General features: G+C 48.4%; 17 protein-coding genes. 1 reads left to right on the forward strand and 16 read right to left on the reverse strand.

What is annotated here, in order from left to right; translation table 11 throughout:
- Nucleotides 1-18: 18 nt before the first annotated feature.
- From MKZ15_RS15285 to MKZ15_RS15325, 9 genes are all read right to left on the reverse strand, one after another.
- The gene (locus tag MKZ15_RS15285; RefSeq protein ID WP_339816752.1) at nucleotides 19-222 is read right to left on the reverse strand and encodes a hypothetical protein; all 204 of its coding nucleotides are present in this window, start codon (nucleotides 220-222) and stop codon (nucleotides 19-21) included.
- Nucleotides 223-324: 102 nt separating this feature from the next.
- Nucleotides 325-1,395 carry a fibronectin type III domain-containing protein gene (locus tag MKZ15_RS15290; protein ID WP_339816754.1) on the reverse strand — a complete coding sequence of 357 codons (1,071 nt, stop codon included), beginning with the start codon at nucleotides 1,393-1,395 and terminating at the stop codon, nucleotides 325-327.
- Nucleotides 1,396-1,575: 180 nt separating this feature from the next.
- Complete coding sequence (locus MKZ15_RS15295; RefSeq protein ID WP_339816755.1) at nucleotides 1,576-2,040, reverse strand: hypothetical protein; 465 nt, start codon at nucleotides 2,038-2,040, stop codon at nucleotides 1,576-1,578.
- Between the two features lie 166 nt (nucleotides 2,041-2,206).
- Nucleotides 2,207-2,467, reverse strand: a complete 261-nt coding sequence (locus tag MKZ15_RS15300) for a holin (protein ID WP_339822441.1) — start codon at nucleotides 2,465-2,467, stop codon at nucleotides 2,207-2,209.
- Between the two features lie 27 nt (nucleotides 2,468-2,494).
- On the reverse strand, nucleotides 2,495-3,406 hold the full coding sequence (locus MKZ15_RS15305) for an N-acetylmuramoyl-L-alanine amidase (RefSeq protein ID WP_339816756.1): 912 nt from the start codon (nucleotides 3,404-3,406) through the stop codon (nucleotides 2,495-2,497).
- A 3-nt stretch (nucleotides 3,407-3,409) separates the two neighbouring features.
- Nucleotides 3,410-3,712 carry a hypothetical protein gene (locus tag MKZ15_RS15310; protein ID WP_339816757.1) on the reverse strand — a complete coding sequence of 101 codons (303 nt, stop codon included), beginning with the start codon at nucleotides 3,710-3,712 and terminating at the stop codon, nucleotides 3,410-3,412.
- 28 nt (nucleotides 3,713-3,740) lie between these two features.
- On the reverse strand, nucleotides 3,741-3,953 hold the full coding sequence (locus tag MKZ15_RS15315; protein ID WP_339816758.1) for a hypothetical protein: 213 nt from the start codon (nucleotides 3,951-3,953) through the stop codon (nucleotides 3,741-3,743).
- A gap of 68 nt (nucleotides 3,954-4,021) precedes the next feature.
- Entirely contained in the window at nucleotides 4,022-4,609 is a 588-nt protein-coding gene (locus tag MKZ15_RS15320) for a hypothetical protein (RefSeq protein WP_339816760.1), read from the reverse strand.
- Between the two features lie 72 nt (nucleotides 4,610-4,681).
- On the reverse strand, nucleotides 4,682-6,844 hold the full coding sequence (locus MKZ15_RS15325) for a phage tail protein (RefSeq protein WP_339816761.1): 2,163 nt from the start codon (nucleotides 6,842-6,844) through the stop codon (nucleotides 4,682-4,684).
- 72 nt (nucleotides 6,845-6,916) lie between these two features.
- Between MKZ15_RS15325 and MKZ15_RS15330 the strand changes: the two genes are divergently transcribed.
- Entirely contained in the window at nucleotides 6,917-7,534 is a 618-nt protein-coding gene (locus MKZ15_RS15330) for a hypothetical protein (RefSeq protein WP_339816763.1), read from the forward strand.
- Nucleotides 7,535-7,654: 120 nt separating this feature from the next.
- Here the strand turns inward: MKZ15_RS15330 and MKZ15_RS15335 are convergent, their stop codons facing one another.
- The 7 genes from MKZ15_RS15335 to MKZ15_RS15365 form a co-directional block, all read right to left on the reverse strand.
- Nucleotides 7,655-8,173 carry a hypothetical protein gene (locus MKZ15_RS15335; RefSeq protein WP_339816766.1) on the reverse strand — a complete coding sequence of 173 codons (519 nt, stop codon included), beginning with the start codon at nucleotides 8,171-8,173 and terminating at the stop codon, nucleotides 7,655-7,657.
- Nucleotides 8,174-8,274: 101 nt separating this feature from the next.
- A complete protein-coding gene (locus MKZ15_RS15340) occupies nucleotides 8,275-8,415 on the reverse strand; it encodes a hypothetical protein (protein WP_339816768.1) in 141 nt (46 codons plus the stop codon).
- Between the two features lie 16 nt (nucleotides 8,416-8,431).
- Nucleotides 8,432-8,761, reverse strand: coding sequence for a hypothetical protein (locus tag MKZ15_RS15345; protein ID WP_339816769.1), 330 nt, complete (start codon nucleotides 8,759-8,761; stop codon nucleotides 8,432-8,434).
- Nucleotides 8,762-8,772: 11 nt separating this feature from the next.
- Nucleotides 8,773-12,111 (reverse strand): hypothetical protein, encoded by a 3,339-nt coding sequence (locus MKZ15_RS15350; RefSeq protein ID WP_339816771.1) that lies wholly within the window; start codon nucleotides 12,109-12,111, stop codon nucleotides 8,773-8,775.
- 17 nt (nucleotides 12,112-12,128) lie between these two features.
- A complete protein-coding gene (locus MKZ15_RS15355; RefSeq protein ID WP_339816772.1) occupies nucleotides 12,129-12,533 on the reverse strand; it encodes a hypothetical protein in 405 nt (134 codons plus the stop codon).
- 11 nt (nucleotides 12,534-12,544) lie between these two features.
- Nucleotides 12,545-13,087: a phage tail domain-containing protein gene (locus tag MKZ15_RS15360; RefSeq protein WP_339816773.1), complete on the reverse strand. Its 543-nt coding sequence runs from the start codon at nucleotides 13,085-13,087 to the stop codon at nucleotides 12,545-12,547.
- Nucleotides 13,088-16,939 (reverse strand): hypothetical protein, encoded by a 3,852-nt coding sequence (locus tag MKZ15_RS15365; protein WP_339816774.1) that lies wholly within the window; start codon nucleotides 16,937-16,939, stop codon nucleotides 13,088-13,090.
- Between the last annotated feature and the right edge of the window lie 3 nt (nucleotides 16,940-16,942).

A 16,942-nucleotide genomic window follows, 5' to 3' on the forward strand; every position in this document is an offset into this window, starting at 1 on the left:
CTAGGTTTCCTCCTAATACTAACCAGCATATTTAAACGTACACACCGCACGAAGATAACGCTCTTCCCCGATCTTAACGCTATTCTCCGTTATCTCCGCGATTTTTCCGCTTCCAACGAGCTCGTCTGCGATGAAAACAACAATGGGCGTCCGGTCCACTTGCGCGGTGTAAAGGTGGATATCTGAGGTTAACGGTCGCATAAAGCGTTTCGAAAGTATCATATTTCGACCTCCTTACCGGAATTCTACCATATTATACCGATAACATCCTCAGATTTCTAATGAATAAACCCGCTAGCTTTTGCTAGCGGGCACGTATTAAACTCAGTTGTTATAAGCATTAACCTCAAAAGTCAGGATATTATTAAAAATTACATAATCAGTCCGTTTGCTAAACGGGCCTTTATTGTTTACTCCCTTATCAATAGCATATCTTGATGGGCCATTTCCACCATCTTTGGAATCATACCAATCAATAAAGTCGTTAACTTCTTCCATTGATAGATCATATTCTTTTTCAAGTCCACTAACCATGGTAATGATTAGTATGGCACGACTACCTATTGGATCGGGGGTTGGCTTTGGATCAGCTTTCGGTGTGGCTGATGCCTCATTGGAATAATCCGATTCCACACCATTTACTGTGGCAGTCACCACAAAGAAATACGTAATATCGTTTGTTAAATCAGGAACAATGTAGTTTCCATAAGCGTCAGCTGTTACACTAACGGATTTAGTATATTTTCCTGACTCAGTACCAAAGTATAGAGTGTATTTTTCTGCTCCTTCAACCGGGTTCCAGGATAGAGTTGCTTGTTTGTTACCTGCCGAGGCTTTAAGGTTGATAGGGGTATAGAAATCTATTAATCGACCATCCTCATCAATATCAATTGCATCAATATTCATCCCCCTTACTTCAGTAGGAGTTATCGTCTCTATTTCTACTGTATGTATAGTTTTTTCAAGTCCAACTTTTTCATAAACCATAGTTTGTTCTTGCAGCCTGCTAATTATATTATCCATCCCAAAATGCTCACTATTTCCATCTATTGAGATCTTGATATCTTTAGCAAATACAAAGCCTTTTTCAGGATGTACGAATCCAATAATTCTGAGTTTAGTACCTTCAAACTTAAATTTCATCTTTCCGGAATTGTCTCCACTTAATTGACCATGTCCGTCGCCTTCGTATCTACCTGATACATTTTGAATATACTCCCAACCAGTGCCATGATATGTTAGTTCTGAGGCGGTATCGTTATATCTTTTCCAACCTTCTTCTGGAGCGGTAAGTTGACTTCCAAGTGTAGCAGCGTGAGTTATTATTCCTGTAAAAGATAAGATTGACATCAAAAACAATGAAAATATTATGCAGCACTTACCAACTAATTTCATCAAACAACTACCTCCTATTCATTTCGTGCAATAAAAAGAATATTCCAGACAACATAAACTGTCTAAACAATTAATTGCTGATCTATAAAAATAAACTAGTAATTTGCAGTTTTTTATCTTTGTAGGAAATAAAAAAGCCCGCCAACCAAATAAGGTCAGCGGGCCTTTAAAAAACTTAACTTAATAATCCGGTGTACAAGATAAGTGTCGGGAGAGTGTTGTTATCCTATCATAGTACTCTTTTATTACAGGCAAATTATCTTCGTGATTTAGTGAATAATCTTCTCCGGCAGTAAGAGTAAATTTAGACTCTATTGAAAATATCTCCTTTTTATCGCTCGTTTGAAAACTATAATTTATCTTAAAATGATCACCAAAAACACTGCCATGATCATGATATTCTGCATAAATTTTAACCTTCCCATCCGGCCAGATATATGCATCAGTCATTCGGACTTCGCAATCACCCGCATCAAGACGTCCCATACTCCAAGATGTATTAAGTGTCGCAAGGTTTTGTCCTTTGTCATATTGCATACATAAAGCTTCATCAGTTTCACTACATGGGCATTTTGAATTTGCTAATCCAGTAGCAGCAATATCCTGGGTTTCATCGGAAATCGGCACTTCATTACCATTTTCCATTTGTTGATCTCCTTTCAACTTTTCAATGACTTTATTATTATTCTTAATGGAAAATTTAATTCTTTATTTTCCTTCATGTCTAATAAACAAAAAAATCCCACCAGCATAATCGCCAGTGGGGATTTTTCACCATTCTTTCTGATTTCAATTACCAATACAACGCAAATTATTCCTTCGTGCTACCATCACGCTTATTCCCAAGCTCAAACAACCCCGTAGCCGATAAGCCAGCAAGACCACCAGCCCATATCCGCAGCACCAGACCTAGGTCTGTGAAGGGAGAAGCGGCGGCGCCGACCAGGAAGCCGATCACCACACCGATCAGCGGGATGATATTTTTCGGCAGGTTGATCGTCGTTTTTACCAGCTGCACCAACGCCAGCACGAACACGGCCAACGCCGAGGCGAACGCCATTACATTATTCAACGCGTCCATTATTATCTAACCCCTCTCTTATTCTTCTGGGATACCCGCGGCTATCCGCAGGTAATTGGCCAGATTGTTGAAGTACATCATCGCCGTCTTGTCCCCAGACGCCTTAGCATTAAACCATGCTGGGGAGAGCCAGCGAAAAATAATCTCCTGAGCGTTGCTCTTCGGCAGCTTTGTCATCGGCGCGGCGGCCCCCTCGTGAGTCATCGGAATACCAGCGGCCATCCGGAGGTTGTTGGCCAGGTTGTGGAAATGGGTCTTGCCAACCTCGTCCCCGACCTTTTGGGCCGCAAACCATGCTGGCGAGACATAGTTGTCAATGAGCGCCTGAGCGATACCGTCTGGCAGCGGAGTAAAGTCCGGCGGAGCGATCGGCGCGGCAAGCTCGGCGGCAACATCTGTGATCAAGTCCTTGAACGTCTTGCCGCCTGCTTTCAACGCCTGCTCACAATCAGCTTTGCGTGCCGGGTCCAGCTGCTTGTGGCTGGCGATGTGCGTAGACGGATTCTTGCCCCACTTGTCGCAGCAGTAAGCCAAGTACCACACGAAACGTTTGTACGCCTCTGAGAAGGTGATCCGGCCCCCGTAACACAGCTCCACACCCAGCGCCGCGTCATTGGCATCGTAACCGAATTGATCATTGTCAGTCGTTACGTTGTAAAGCACGTGCCATGCCTTCTCCGCCGGATCCGCTCCGGTGTCGGTCGGAATGATCTCCAAGATCTTCGTGTCATCGATAAAAACGTGCGCGGAAGCCGAGCGATCCGTCAGGTTGTTGAAATACGTAAAATGGTTGTCCGCTGTCGCCCCTGGATTGCCCGTATCGTGAGCAACAAAAAAGGCCGGCGTTCCCGTTTTTAACCGGGTGCCTGGCCGTGTGTTCGGGCGCTTAGCGATATAAAGGCGCTCGATCGGGTATTTTGATTTGTCCAAAGCTTATCCCCTCCCTTCCATTTCTTCTATCCGGTCGATCCGCTTATGCGCCTGCTTAGCGGATTCTTCGTTACGTGTGACTCGCTCGCTCAAAGCATCAATGCGCTGGCTCTGCATGCGTTGCTCGAACCTAATATCATCTACGCCAGATCTGATGTAGCCAAGATCATTTTTTAGCGTTGTGATCGTCTCGGCATCCTGCGAAACGTCCTGCCGTACTGTTCTCGCCCGGCCCGCCCACCCTAATGCAATCCCGCTCAACGCCGCTGCAACAGAAATAATTGCCGTGATTGCTGTTATATCCATATCTTCATCCCCCGTTCCCGTTATCTATCTATTCTGAAGGCTTCTCGTTCTCCGGCTCAGATGCCGGCGCCCCCGCATGCTCCAGTCTGGCCAACGCCGATCCAACTTCCTCATCGATTCCCCGCAAGATTTCGATCTCTCGTCCTGGATACATGCCGAGGATCAGCGCAATGATGTCCGACACCTCCTGTACCGGATACCTCAGGTCGATCGACACGTCCACTTTAGTAATTGCTGCCAAGTGATTCACCTCCTCTCCGGGCAAAATAAAAGAGCCTGCGGGGTTCGCAGACTCTGGAGAAATATGCATTACTTATTCAATATGGCCTCAAGTTGCTTAATCTCGGTCTCGGCGAAGTCGATTTTGGCTTGATACTCCGCGATGCGTTCCTTGCTCTTTGCGATATTCGCATTTAATCCTTCGATCCTACTAGGTACCTTTTCGGTACGAGAATTCTCTTCTGCAATCTTATCCTCGTACATTTTGATGGTTTCGTTTTCCGTATCGATTAGGCCTTTCCAAGAAAGAATGTCGCGTTGATTACGGCTGATTCTGTTAGCCAATTCCAATTCCTCCGGGCTTAATGCATCATCTTCACCAATAATTTGTGATCCAGTTGATGAACTGATTTGCTCCCCCATAATGATTGACTTCCCTTCAACTTTTAAGTCTATTCCGGCAGCGTTGGACATTACACGTACCGGAACGTATGCAGACCCGTCGATGACAGGAGCATCCGCGATTTTAGTGCCATCCGATTTGAAAACCGAGAATACGCCATTAATTTTGGATTTCGCAAACGGATTCACGCCTGCAGCAAACGAAGACGCTCCTCCGAAAATCAGAGCTCCAACCAACACTCCAGATATCGCGCCTGTGATAAAGCTTCGTTTCATTGTTTCATCCTCCTTGGAAAATACTTCTTGAATATATTATCGTCTGGGGATGCTGAAAGATTCAAGTACGACTTACACAACGTGTCTATGAGTATCTCCGGCATATGAAACAAACGTAACTGTACCACCATCTGCTGTCCTCAAAACAGTGCCATTGGGAATGCCATGATTGTGAACCGCTACTGTAACATAATCCGTTGGCGTTCCGTGCGATGCTTTATTTGCTAAAGCAGCAGCCAAACCACTAATCATTGACATCGAAAGACCCGTCACACTATCGGCAAACGTGAAATCTACGTTTGAGGAAAAATCAACGTTAGTCATAAAGTCAGTTGTCCCTCCATTGAAATCGATCACCGATGCGTAGAGGTTGATCCGCTGGCCTGCTTCAATATAGAAACCGTCATCCAAACCAGCAATAATGCCACGAAACACCCCGCTGTCATCATAGTATTCCGTGCCGGCAACGCCGTATCTGCCGGATTGAGAAATGGAAATCCGTGTGCGGCCGACATTATCGATTGCCTTTAGCCCGGATGAACTGACCTCGATCCGTTGGCCACTTGCTGCCGTTCGAATCAATGCACCTGTCAGCGTCCCGCCGGTGATTTCGCCCTGTGCCGTAATATTCCCCGTGAAGTAGCCGTCCTTCCATGTTGATGAATTGAGGTTTGAAGTATTGATCTGTGCGGAGTTTGCCGTCAGCTTGTTGGCGACCAGGTTCCCTTTCATATCAACCCGGAATGGAGCAGAATTGAAATCGGCGGCGCCGGCTGCGATGCCTTTCGTGTTAATTTGCACGATATCATTCCCGCTGCCGATCAACATGGAAACAAAGGAGCCGAGCTGTCCAACAATCGTCTCGGCTACAACACCGCGGGCGGTTATAGCGGATCTGATCGTCTTCCATCCATCCGTGGAAATTCCAAGGCCATTAGAAGTGATACGAACCTGCTCAAGAGGATTTGTTTTCTCCTGGGCAAGGATGCCGCCTTCAGGCGGATAAATCAGCTCCGTCTTGCTGTTATCAATATCAATCACCGCCTGCCGCGCGAAGGCCTCGAACACATCCGCCCGGATCCGGCCTCCGGAAAGCAGGTTCTCCATCACCTTCCGGGAACGCTCCAAATCAGCGATCAGATCGATGTCGTCCTTCAACGCGAAGTTGGCCAGCGTTACCTTCGAGTGCTGGTCGATTGAATACGGGTACTCCGTCAGCTCCACGATCCGGACGGCAATCCGATTCATCTCCATGTCCGGGTCATATACGGTAGCCGCATCCCCCAAGTCCGGCGGTCGCTCGTCGCGGTCGATCTTGTGCAGATCCGCAGCGTCCAGGGTGATCTCCAGCTCCGGCATCTCTTTCTTCCGCAGCTCCTCCCGGGTGGATTTGAGCAGCTCGATCGGGTCCTCGATGTCCTGCTGGACGTTCTCACCGTCGAAATACGGGACGCTGTCGCTCCTCCAGTAGTTAACGTACGGAGACAACAGGTAGTTGACCATGACCTTGCCGTTCTGAATGGCCCCCTGCACTGACTGCAGCAAGCTACGTTCCTCCGCCGTCAGGTTATCAGCGGACATCCCAACCCACGTCCGGCCGTCCTTCATCTGGGCATACATCCGGGTTACAAGTCCGGTGGCGTCGTCCTTGAAAGAGTCGGAGATGATGTTCTTCTTAGTCCGATACTCGAACCGGTCCGTCTGTGAGCCGATTTTTTTATGGATGTGAATCACGAAGTTGTCCGGCCGGATCTCGGCGCCGAACAAGTTGACCACCTGATTGAGAGCGGCCAAAGCGGTTGTCCGGCCAAAGTCCTTAATATCCCAAAGGTCGAATGTGTCATGTACCTGGAACGTGAACCGGCCACCGGTCCACTCGCTAATCTTGTCCAGCAGCGTGGAGATGTGCACGCCGTACGCTTCTGCAATGTAGTCATCATATAGCACTTTGTAATCGTTCAGTTTGAACATGACGTGCGTAGCCGTAATCAGGGCCGTCAGCTTCTTTTTCGAGCGATCCCGCTTGCGGCTGTTGATTACGTAAAACTGGCCGCGCTCATCCTTCACATGGCCCTTCTGCTGGATTTTCTCCAGATAGTCGTCCGAAGACATGGGCACAAAAAAAGACAGCTCATAGTCGGAATTGAGCCGTCTCCGTCGCTCGATGCCGTAAGCGTCGATCAGGGTGCCTAAACGCTTGAAGTTTTTATCAAACACTTGCATGGTTTTGGGCAAGATATCACCTCGTTTCATTGTAAATCGTCTACCATAAGATTTTGTAGTAGGATAATAATAGGAGGCGATCATATGAATGATAAAAGCGGTAAATTTGATCTCGCTTTAGAAGCTCTAGTCCAGACAATCCCATATGTCGGTGGACCATTGGCAACTTTGTATTTTGGCCACAAGCAGGAGAAAAGGTTCAAAAGGTTGGAGTCGTTTTATTCGGAATTGAAGGGAGTTATTGAGAACATCACCGAAACATTGCCTGACATTTCAACCCACGATCCTGACGAATTATCTTCCATCATTGAGAACCTTCATGAAAAAATTGAGACCGAACATATAGAACAAAAACGAAACTACTATAAAATCTTTTACTTAAAGAATCTGTATTCTCCTGTAAAACAAAATAACTATGATAAGAGGATGCTGTTCTTAAATATCCTCGGGACTCTGACACCCAATCAAATTGAACTATTAATTTTTTTCGTAAATCAACAAAGCCCTGTAATCGATAGAACGATCGGCAAGCCTGGTGTTGAGCAAGCCGTAATGTTGGGTCATCTATCCCAGCTCAAACTACTAGGCTTAGTAGATTCACAATTAAACGGCATAGTTATCGGGGGATCAGGCAACGGCATTAATGAATCAGTACAAATAAGTTCACTTGGTCGGGAATTCCACAAATTTTGTCTATCATAATCATTTCTTTCGGAGATACTCTGAGAAACTTATCGCCACTACAAGGACAATTGCCCATAACCACCAGTATTCTACCAGCAATTGTCCTTGGGTTAAATCCATCCAATCCATAGCTCCTCCTTAATACAAAAACTTGTCTCGATGTGTGATGCGGATCAGAACAGTTCGCCCGGTCGCCGGGTCCGTCCAGGCTAAGTTATTCGTTCCGAGATTCAGATCAAAGAAGTCTCCGACGTACAAATCGGAGACGTTTTCTCCATTCCGGGTGATTTTAAACTTTTCGCTGTTGATGATGATCTTGTCGCCAGGCTTGAATTCTCCCACAAACTCAATCTCATCCACGTGAAATAACTTTAACTTTGCGTCAAACTCCGTTTTGCTCTCGAATTCGACTTGCATCATCCGTTCCCGGATCATTTTGGTCATCAATTCCGTCACGCTTTCAAAGATGACACCGAAATAAATCTCCCGTGTCATCTCTGATGTGAACTCTGTTTCCATTTCGAAGTTGGCGGACAAGGGCATTTCAAGGTTCATTCGTGATTCGAATTCTGTGTTGCTCTCAAAGTTAACCGAAAAGAATATTTCCAGCGACAATTGACGATTAAAGGGCAGTCGGTTGAAGGGTCCTCCGAACATGGGGACCTCCTTTCAGGTCAGGAAAATTTTCCTGGACACATTAAAAACCCCGGATCGGCTCCGAGGGCATAAAAAATACGCCTTTCGGCGCTATCCTTTGGTTATTCTGCTGTGCCGTTTACGACTTCCCCAACAACCGTCTTGAGATTGTACAAGGCTGGCACTTGGTCCCACGCGTATGTCCCGGCCAGTACCAGGCTTACCCAAACTTTGACAAGCCCGCTATTCGGCGTAAATGTCATGGTCCATCACCTCCCCTCAAGCCTGCGGCGCGGCGGCGATCATCATCGTCAACTCCGCGATGGCTTGTTTTAGTTCGACGTTCTCTTGTCTCAACTCCGCGATAGGGTCAGGGGCCGGGACCATCTTACTTATGATTTCGTCGCGCTCCCGTGCATAATCTTCGTCCGTTAATATGATCAGGTCTAGGTGCTCAGGAGTCGTCTCCTGTGTTGTTTCCAGCACACAGTAATTGTCTCCATTCTCAAGGGCATAAGCTTGCGAACCGGGAATATTCTTCGAAATATCCAGACCCTTGTAATCGGCCTGTCCCATCGAATTAACTAGATTGTTAATTTTTACGAACATTTTTTCTCCTCCTAAATGAAAAATTTCCAAGGTATTCCCTGACCCAAACTAATCGTTTGGCCCGCGCTATAGGTCGCGTTGAATTCCTTAATCATTATTCCGTCATAATACAGGTTGCCGCTGTTGGCGTCTCTAAAGAGCCTAATAACGACGATTCCGTCTTTTAAAGGAAAGGCTTGCGCGTGCTGAAATCCATATCCAACACTAGTAAACGTGGCCGTCCCGAGCGAGTTCCCCAACATATCATAGACGTTGCTCGAACCAGTTCCCCACCCATAAATCAATTTTTCCGAAGATATGTTCGAGTTAATGACGGAATTATTATTTGTTTCAAGCGTTCCCAACAAGTTGTAATTTTCGTCATATCTATAGAATTTACTTCCTGCCGTCACCCCTTGACCCCGAAGGAAAAACTCCTTATACCCCGGTCTAGGAACATATGCCGTTGATCCCGCATTAAACGGTGCCGATGTAATCGGAGTTATTGAGAGGAACGTCATCGTTTGGGTGTCATAGGCATAAATAGCATAAGTCGGTGTATTCTTATAAAAAATTGTTTTTGAAGATGTTCTAAGGAGTTTGTCAGACTGTCCAATCGTTGCCATTGTTCCCGCGGCCGCAACATACGCCGAGGAAAGCGGCGGCAATTCCGTAGGTATTTGTCCTACCTTACCCGCTAACTCCTGAAAAGTGTCGCTACCTGATGCCGTTACCCCTTTGCCAGTAATAGCGGTAGCGACCGCCGTCTTTCCATCACTGACATCTGTAAAAAGCTCGTTTACCGCCTCGACCAAATTCCCCTTACTATCCGTTTTGAGACTGGATAGCGATCCTATAGCCGCTTGGGACGCCCCGCCTGTCCCGACTACTGATGCCGCCGATAACGCACTAGACACCGCCTCCATTAAGTCGCTAATCTGCGCTTTCTCGTTGGCCGCCAGCTTCCCGGTGATCGGCTGGATAGGTGATTTGTCCAACTTGATATAGGTAACGGTGTAGGATGCTGTAGGATCGAAGTTGTAGTCTGAAATCGCGGCGGCTATAGCCCCGTAGGAAAGCGGTGAACCTGCCTTAGTATTCCATTTACTATCCAACATAGAATCCGCATAGATAGCCATGATCTTGTCAGTTTTGTAGGCAAATTGACTAGCTAAGTCTGTTTGGCTATTGACTATATTAAGCCAGTAAGTACCCGTGCCGCTTTCTAGCTTAGGAGTAACACTTTCCCTTAGCACAATCCCCGTTCCAACATCAATCACGCTTTGTCCTTCCGGTAGAATTAATGCTCCCTCAAAAGGCACAGGCTCTACGATGTCTTTAGCTAGGCGGTAAAGAAGCTGGTAAGGATTCCATTTAGGCGCTTGGGTAGTTGGTACGACACCCAATACAGGGCTGACCGTGGACATGTCACCTATACTAACCCAACGTTTTGTTCCGGTACCGTTATACGTGGATGCATAATCGCTAGATTCTACGTGATACATCTTCCAGCCCATAAAATACACCTTTATCTCGCCAGCTGTCGGCGTGTAGCTGTCTCCCCAACCGCTGTCCGTGTTGGCAATAGCAATGTGAACATCACCACTAGAACCACTCACGAATTGATCTGCGGCTGTTGTGCTTGCCCCATAATTAACCCTAGATAGTACCTTCCCGTCATACTTTGTTACATAACCCGTATTCGCTAAGCCGCCAATGGCCGGATAGTCTAATCTAACTACCTTGTACCCGGTTGGAGTGGAACCCAAAGTAGGGGCATATGATCCGTCGATAATGGACTTTTTCCACTTCGCCAGCTTGAAGTATTGTCCCTCTTTTTCAAACAATACATCTTGTTCGCTTCCATCTGTCGGGTTAGCGTGTAATGTCGTTTGCAGGGCAAGCATAGACTTTCGCTGTGGTTTAAATGGCTTTACTTCGGCCCCAAGCACCAGCATTGGGTTTTTAATAACATAATCCCCGGGAACCCCGCTAGGCGATCCGTTGACAAACCCGATGTTTAAGATGGTAGCGGAACCAGTATTAAACGTTACAGATTGCGCTACGTTGTTGGACACAATAGCGCCAACACCGGGAACATGTACGTTAATCCCTAGATTATGTTCAGCCGAAAACGTGTAATCGGTATTGGGAAGAACTTTAAACCCGGCAATGTGTGCATATCCTTGGGCTGTTCCAGTAGCTTTGTACAGTATTTCATATGGAGACTTTTGGGATATTGTCACATTAGCGGATGTCGCCCATTGCTCATTAAACGGCGGCAAAAGGTTTTCACCATATCCGATAGCATAAGGATTTTCTACCCCAACAATCCCGGACGGCATAAACGGATATTTAGCGGCGACTTGTTCCGGTGTCATGGACGCTAAAGCGTCATATTCCGCTTGGGAAATTTCGTAACCACAGCACGCATCAACATTACCCACTGTACCACTTGCTCCGGTGAAAACAGGCCCCAAAACTACGTCATTCGTCACACTTGGGTAGAATCCAGCAGGGACACGCACAAAAACGGGGGAGAATTTCCCGTCCGATGTTATTAATCCAGTAGAAACTTCCGTTCCTGCGCCGATTTGTGCTAGTCTAAGCCTCGTCTCCGCGCCGCCCTGTGTTCTTACGTATACTACAAATACATAGTTCTTTGTATTATCGTAAGGGAACAACTTTTCTACGGTAGCCACCCCTCCGCTACCTAAGATAACTTTGGCGCTAGATTCCCCAATATACTTAATAGAGGTATCCAGCGCAACTAAGGTTGGGTCGATATTCCATCCGGTTAGAGAATCAAAGTTCCCGTTATTGATAAGGTTAATCAACGTACGGCCTTTAATCTCCCCTAATTTAAAGCGGGAATCTTTGTCCGCATTGACTATCTGCAAGTCGGGTTGCAGCGTGATCTGGACGGTATCGGCGGTGTCAAGGCGCTCTTCCAATGCAGTGATAGCCATTTCCGTAACATGTAATTGCTGATCGGTGTATGCATTAGCCGTCGGTACGGCCTGGTCGGCGGTTTCCTGCGCGGTTATTACGCGGGTATCCAAATCGGAGATGTTCGCCCGAAAGGATTCGTGATCGTAAGCCGAAAAATTCCGTGCCACTTTTGTTGCGGCCGGCCACGCTTTCGCCGTCGTTCCGCCGAAGCCTCGCGTAACGGTAAGCATTGTGCCGACAACTTCGGTATAAAGCACAATTTCTGCAGTTTCGTCATTTCCCAGGGTAAACAGGTTGGGAGCTTCCAGAATGTTGCTTGCTGACAAAAGAGTAATCGTCGTATCTTCCGCTGATATAGCAGCGGCCAGCTCCGTTATCGGGCTATTACTCTTCGCCGGGTACATAGGTTGTTGTGCCATATTTCAGACCTCCTCACTTACTGTGCGAACGCAATCGTCGTACTTGCCGCCAAGAACTTAGGTCTATCTCCAAGCTGTATTGAACGGCTACTCGAAAGCGCATTTGACCAAAGAAGATGCCCGCCCGATGCAGCATCACGAAGCCCAACATGTGATACTAGCCCCCAGTCTGCTGTTGCGATTGGAAATTCAACGTCATCCGAACTAACAACCGTGCGTTTGCCGCTAACTGTGGACGGTTCTCCGAAGGTAATTTCTTGACGGGAATATGAACCTCCGCTGACCTCTGTCCCTGTGTCAGCTATTGTGGGATCGCTTGTGTAAAGAGCGAGGAAGATTTTATCAGGAGGATCAAAGGGGATTCCGCGAAGAGCGGCGTTCAGCATTTGATCAGCAAGCCAATCTGATATTTGCATAGCCATAAAATCATCTCCTATTTCTCGTATTCATTTGATATTTTGAAGTTAGATAATGTCGTTGTTCCGGTATTGGTCAACACGATCACGGGGCTTGCCCGCTCGTCACCGGTAGACTCGATGGAGATTACCTGCGGGGATTGGGTGATGGTCAGCTCAGTAATTTTCTCATCGCTCTCAGGAAACGGATCGTACATTTTGAGCGGGATGTCGATTACCCGGTTCCCGGTCGATTCATCCCAGCTAATTGTCCCGCGGTATTTTCCGAAGTAATGCTTACCGGGACGATCTGAGAAAACGAGATCGAGCTGGCCACGTCGTGTGTTGAACTTCCGCATCAGTAGCCCGACCGTCGTGTCATAATCGCCAGCAATAAAAAAAGCCAGGCCAACAGGCCGGGCTCCGTAGGTGCTGCCGAAATCTATTGCTCCGTCACGCTCTGCGATCTCCACAGTGTTCTCGATCGCCTCGGGCAGCCCTGGGATACTTCGACGGACCAGGATGGCACCGGTGACCTCGGAGATCCATTCGCCGTTTACTGATACATCAAAGTCCTCCATCTATTTACCGCCTCCTGTCATGGCGAGCCGGCGCGCCGCCCGCTCACGCTCCGTATAAAGGATTTCGGCATCCGTCTGGTCGTTTACCTCGACCGTGCCAACAGACATGTCAAAGGTGTTATGAATAATCTGCTGAGGCGCCACCGAAGAACGGTCATCAGGTGAGGTTCTTGGCGCATCGAGCATACGGAAAAGATTCGCCTGTTGCTCAGGGTTCAAATAGATTTCTCCGCCGTGAGCAACGATTGGTACCGGTGTGCCCGCGGGCCCTGGGATCACACCGCCAACATCATAACTTGGAAGTCTGTCCAGCTTCCCTGTATCTTTCTCTATCCCATACATCCGGCGAATTTCCTCATTTCGGGCGGACAGTTGTGCCATTGCTTCCTTATCCCCCCGAGACTTTGCCGCATCCCAGGCATCCTTGTTGGCGTTGTACTCCGCAAGGTCGAGATCGGCCTGCGAATAGGATGATCCTCCACCATTTACCCCGCCGGCGGATGTCGCGGCTGAAAGAGACGTAATCTCGGCCATGCGACTGCGGTACTCGCTCACGAATTGATCCAGATCAGAGAGGATCTGATTATTGGCCTCTTGATTTGCGGTGATTCGGAAGTCCTTGATTGCCATCTCGATAAATTCGATATCGTCCTGGTGTTCTTCAAGCGCTTCGGTGAGAGCATCGTATCGAGCCTCGGTGAGCCGTTTCTCCTCGTCGTAGGCTTTCTCTTTTTCGTCTTTCTCGTCTTCCAATTTGTCCTTCTGGTCCTCAAGATCGCGTTTCCGTAGCTCTCGGCTGTGCTCGAGCTGCATACGCTCGATTTCAGCCGTTATGTCGGCCAACTCCTTACGTCCTTCCGGAGAAACTGCAGTGCTTAACAGAGCCTGTCGAGCCTTCTTTTCGGCCAATTGTGTTTCATAATCAGCGTCAGCATTGAGCTCTTCTTCCTTCTTCAGCAGTTCATCGATGGCGGCAATCTTCTCATTCTGAGCATCCAGGTATTCTTGCCGCCTCTTGTCGATCGCGTCCAGCTCCGCCTGCTTCGCCTTCTCGATCGCCTTCAGCTCGGACTTAACGAGATCATCGTTTTGCTTCTGGTATTCTTTGACGCGCTCCTCCCGGGCCTTGGTCGCCTCTTTCTCGGCGTCCTCCTGCAGTTTGATTAAATCCTTGCGCGCCCGGTAAAGTTCCTCATCGGCCTGCTTGTATTGCTCGCTGTCCTTTGCATAGCGATCGCGTACCCGTGTCCAGGCATCGATCTTCATCTGAGTGATCTCGATCTCCGTCTTACTGGACTCTTCCATCCGGCGTTCTTCGCGGTCGATCCATTCCGCTGAAAAGTCGTATCTGGACTTAACACTATCTTCCTGCAGCCGGTTGAGCTGCAAGTTCATCTGCCGCTCGTCTTCGACTGATTCATTGAGGTGCTTCTGGTGCTGTTTACGCACCTTCTCATAGGCCTTGATCTGCTGGTCTGCTGTCCAGTCGTACATTTCGGCCTGATATTGCACCGTGGCGATTGCGGCGTCGTAGGCGTCTTTTCGGAGCTCTGCGGCGGTCTTTCCCTTTTGCTTTTTCGAATCATCACCGGCGCCCCCGGCGGACCCGGAGCTACTTGGAAGAAAAGTGTCCAACCCGCTTGAACTTAACGAATTCGCCAACTTCTTCAGTTCAAGTTGTGCCTGTGCATACCGATTCTGCTCATCATAGAGATCATTCAGTTTGTCCTGAGTTGGTTTAAGGTTATCGGTAGCATATGACTCAGCATACTGCCCAAGGAGCGGGTTCGCCTGTCTGAGCGTCACGGTGCCGGACTCCTTTTTCGGGCCCGTTGTTTGCGTTCCGGCCACCGCTTGCATCGCCTTAAGCAAATTCTCGTAGTTCTTGATCTGCGTCTCCACAGACACCCGCTGCGCATCAGTCATCTTCTGAAGATTCGAGATATAAGCTTTAGCCGAATCGACAGAGCCCTGAATAAGCGCGCGTTCAGCGCCGATCTGATCTTCGATGTAGTCAATGTTCTGGATTCGGATCCGGCCTTCCTCATCCATTAGGGCATGCAGATCGGGGTATTCTGCTTTGAGCTGGTTGGTGATGCTAATCAGCTCCGTTTTTTGGGCCTGATCCAACTTTTGTGCCCCACTCAGTTCTTTATACCGAGTAACGAGCCTTTCCATCGAGGAGATCTTCTGGTTCTTAGCAGCGAGGTCTTGCAACTCAGCACGCTTCATATCGATCAAGGCCGGCACAGCACCATCCATTTGTTTTTTCAGGTCTGCTAGTACCTTGTTGGCCTTTTCTGGTGTATCAGCCCCAAAAACCTTCAGATCATCGTTGATGTCCTCTAATTTCTGCTGTAGATCACTCAGCTCGTTCATTCGCTTTTGGAGGTCGGAGTTCATCCCGCGGGCTTGACCGGATCCACGCAATCCAATTTGTTTTTTCTGGATTTCCTCCTCAAGCTTCGCTCTATTTTCGAGTAGCTTGTTGAGGGTGTCGTAGTCCGCCTGCAGGTCTTTCACATCCTGTGACGACCGATTCAGGGGTGATTCGGACAGTTTTTTATTCAGCTCTTCCTGGCTCTGTGCGAACTTCCATACGGACCCGGAGGCAGCGTCGGCCGCCATGCTATACGCCGTAGTTCCGGCAACAACGGCGCCAATAGCCAGAACTATCCAACCAATTGGGCCCATAGTACTGTTAAGTACGAGAAAAGCCGCTGACAAGGCACCAACCACAGCGATAAGGGCGGTAATCGCGATTGTTGCCGCCCCAACCCCCGCAACAACCTCCTTATTCTCACTCGCCCACTCAGTAAAGCTCCTCACAAGAGGCATGATCTCCTCCATAACCTGTTGAAGAACAGGGAGGAACGCTTCTCCAATCTCTACTCTGGCCATCTGCAGTGTCTGATTGAACGTCGCTTGCGTTCCTGTGTACCCGCTCATGGCTGAGTCTGCATTCCCAGCGAACAGCGCTGATTCCTGTATGATGCCGTTATATGCAGCTTGGATTTTTTGGGCCTCGGTCAGTTTGGCGGCTGTTGTACCGATCGTCTTGGCATATCGGTCGTACATGACCGATAGGTTGGTCGTGATACCCGCGGCATCCGTGAGTTCCGAGTTCCCCATTTTGATACCTTGAGCGACTTGGCGGATCGCCTCGTCCCAGGACAAATGCGCCTCCCTGTTATAGACGGCGGCGTCAGCAGTAGCGGTGATGATGTCCTTCGTTTGTTCTAAGGTCAGGCCGGCTGTCAGGTATGTTTTTACCGTATCAGCCAGTGCTGTCCGGCTAATCCCCCAGCGATCGGAGAGTCCTTCGGCCAATCCGATAGATTCTTCAGTATCGACGTTTAGTGCTTTCGATACCTCGGATAAGCCTTGATAGGACATCGCAAGCCTCTGTGCTTCATCGGCTAGCGACTTAAAGGTACTGGCCAACTTAGCTGTTGCGGCACCGGCACCGAGGGCAGCCAGACCGGAGGCAAGCCCATCGATGCTCCGCTTGGTGTTGGCCGTTTCCGATGCAGCGTCCTTCATTTCCCGCTCAATCTTTTCAATCTGCTTGGCATCAACTCCGAGCATCCGGAGCTGGTTCCTTACCTGCTCCAGTTGTTTTTCCAAGATTTGCGGGTTGGTGTTCCGGATCTCAGTGTTGACCTTCTTGATTTGGTTTGCGCCAAGCCCAACTTGAGAAAGTACACTGTTCAAGGCATCAAAGTTTCCCGCGGCCGCTTTTGCTTCGTCGCTTTGCTCTTTCAGGTATTGCTTGACCTGACGGAGCTCAGCCTTGATCTGCTGCGAGTCCGCCGTCATCCGCGCTCTCAGTTCACCAATTTCCGTTGCCATCTT

This window comes from Paenibacillus sp. FSL R7-0216, from assembly GCF_037969915.1.
Taxonomy (GTDB): Bacteria; Bacillota; Bacilli; order Paenibacillales; family Paenibacillaceae; genus Fontibacillus; species Fontibacillus rhizolycopersici.

What these genes read in the sequence shown, in the direction of transcription:
- MKZ15_RS15355 (WP_339816772.1), bottom strand. Translation starts at nt 12,533, where the DNA reads ATGGCTATGCAAATATCAGATTGGCTTGCTGATCAAATGCTGAACGCC.
- MKZ15_RS15330 (WP_339816763.1), top strand. Translation starts at nt 6,917, where the DNA reads ATGAATGATAAAAGCGGTAAATTTGATCTCGCTTTAGAAGCTCTAGTC.
- MKZ15_RS15335 (WP_339816766.1), bottom strand. Translation starts at nt 8,173, where the DNA reads ATGTTCGGAGGACCCTTCAACCGACTGCCCTTTAATCGTCAATTGTCG.
- MKZ15_RS15320 (WP_339816760.1), bottom strand. Translation starts at nt 4,609, where the DNA reads ATGAAACGAAGCTTTATCACAGGCGCGATATCTGGAGTGTTGGTTGGA.
- MKZ15_RS15345 (WP_339816769.1), bottom strand. Translation starts at nt 8,761, where the DNA reads ATGTTCGTAAAAATTAACAATCTAGTTAATTCGATGGGACAGGCCGAT.
- MKZ15_RS15310 (WP_339816757.1), bottom strand. Translation starts at nt 3,712, where the DNA reads ATGGATATAACAGCAATCACGGCAATTATTTCTGTTGCAGCGGCGTTG.
- MKZ15_RS15340 (WP_339816768.1), bottom strand. Translation starts at nt 8,415, where the DNA reads ATGACATTTACGCCGAATAGCGGGCTTGTCAAAGTTTGGGTAAGCCTG.
- MKZ15_RS15365 (WP_339816774.1), bottom strand. Translation starts at nt 16,939, where the DNA reads ATGGCAACGGAAATTGGTGAACTGAGAGCGCGGATGACGGCGGACTCG.
- MKZ15_RS15295 (WP_339816755.1), bottom strand. Translation starts at nt 2,040, where the DNA reads ATGGAAAATGGTAATGAAGTGCCGATTTCCGATGAAACCCAGGATATT.
- MKZ15_RS15350 (WP_339816771.1), bottom strand. Translation starts at nt 12,111, where the DNA reads ATGGCACAACAACCTATGTACCCGGCGAAGAGTAATAGCCCGATAACG.
- MKZ15_RS15285 (WP_339816752.1), bottom strand. Translation starts at nt 222, where the DNA reads ATGATACTTTCGAAACGCTTTATGCGACCGTTAACCTCAGATATCCAC.
- MKZ15_RS15360 (WP_339816773.1), bottom strand. Translation starts at nt 13,087, where the DNA reads ATGGAGGACTTTGATGTATCAGTAAACGGCGAATGGATCTCCGAGGTC.
- MKZ15_RS15290 (WP_339816754.1), bottom strand. Translation starts at nt 1,395, where the DNA reads ATGAAATTAGTTGGTAAGTGCTGCATAATATTTTCATTGTTTTTGATG.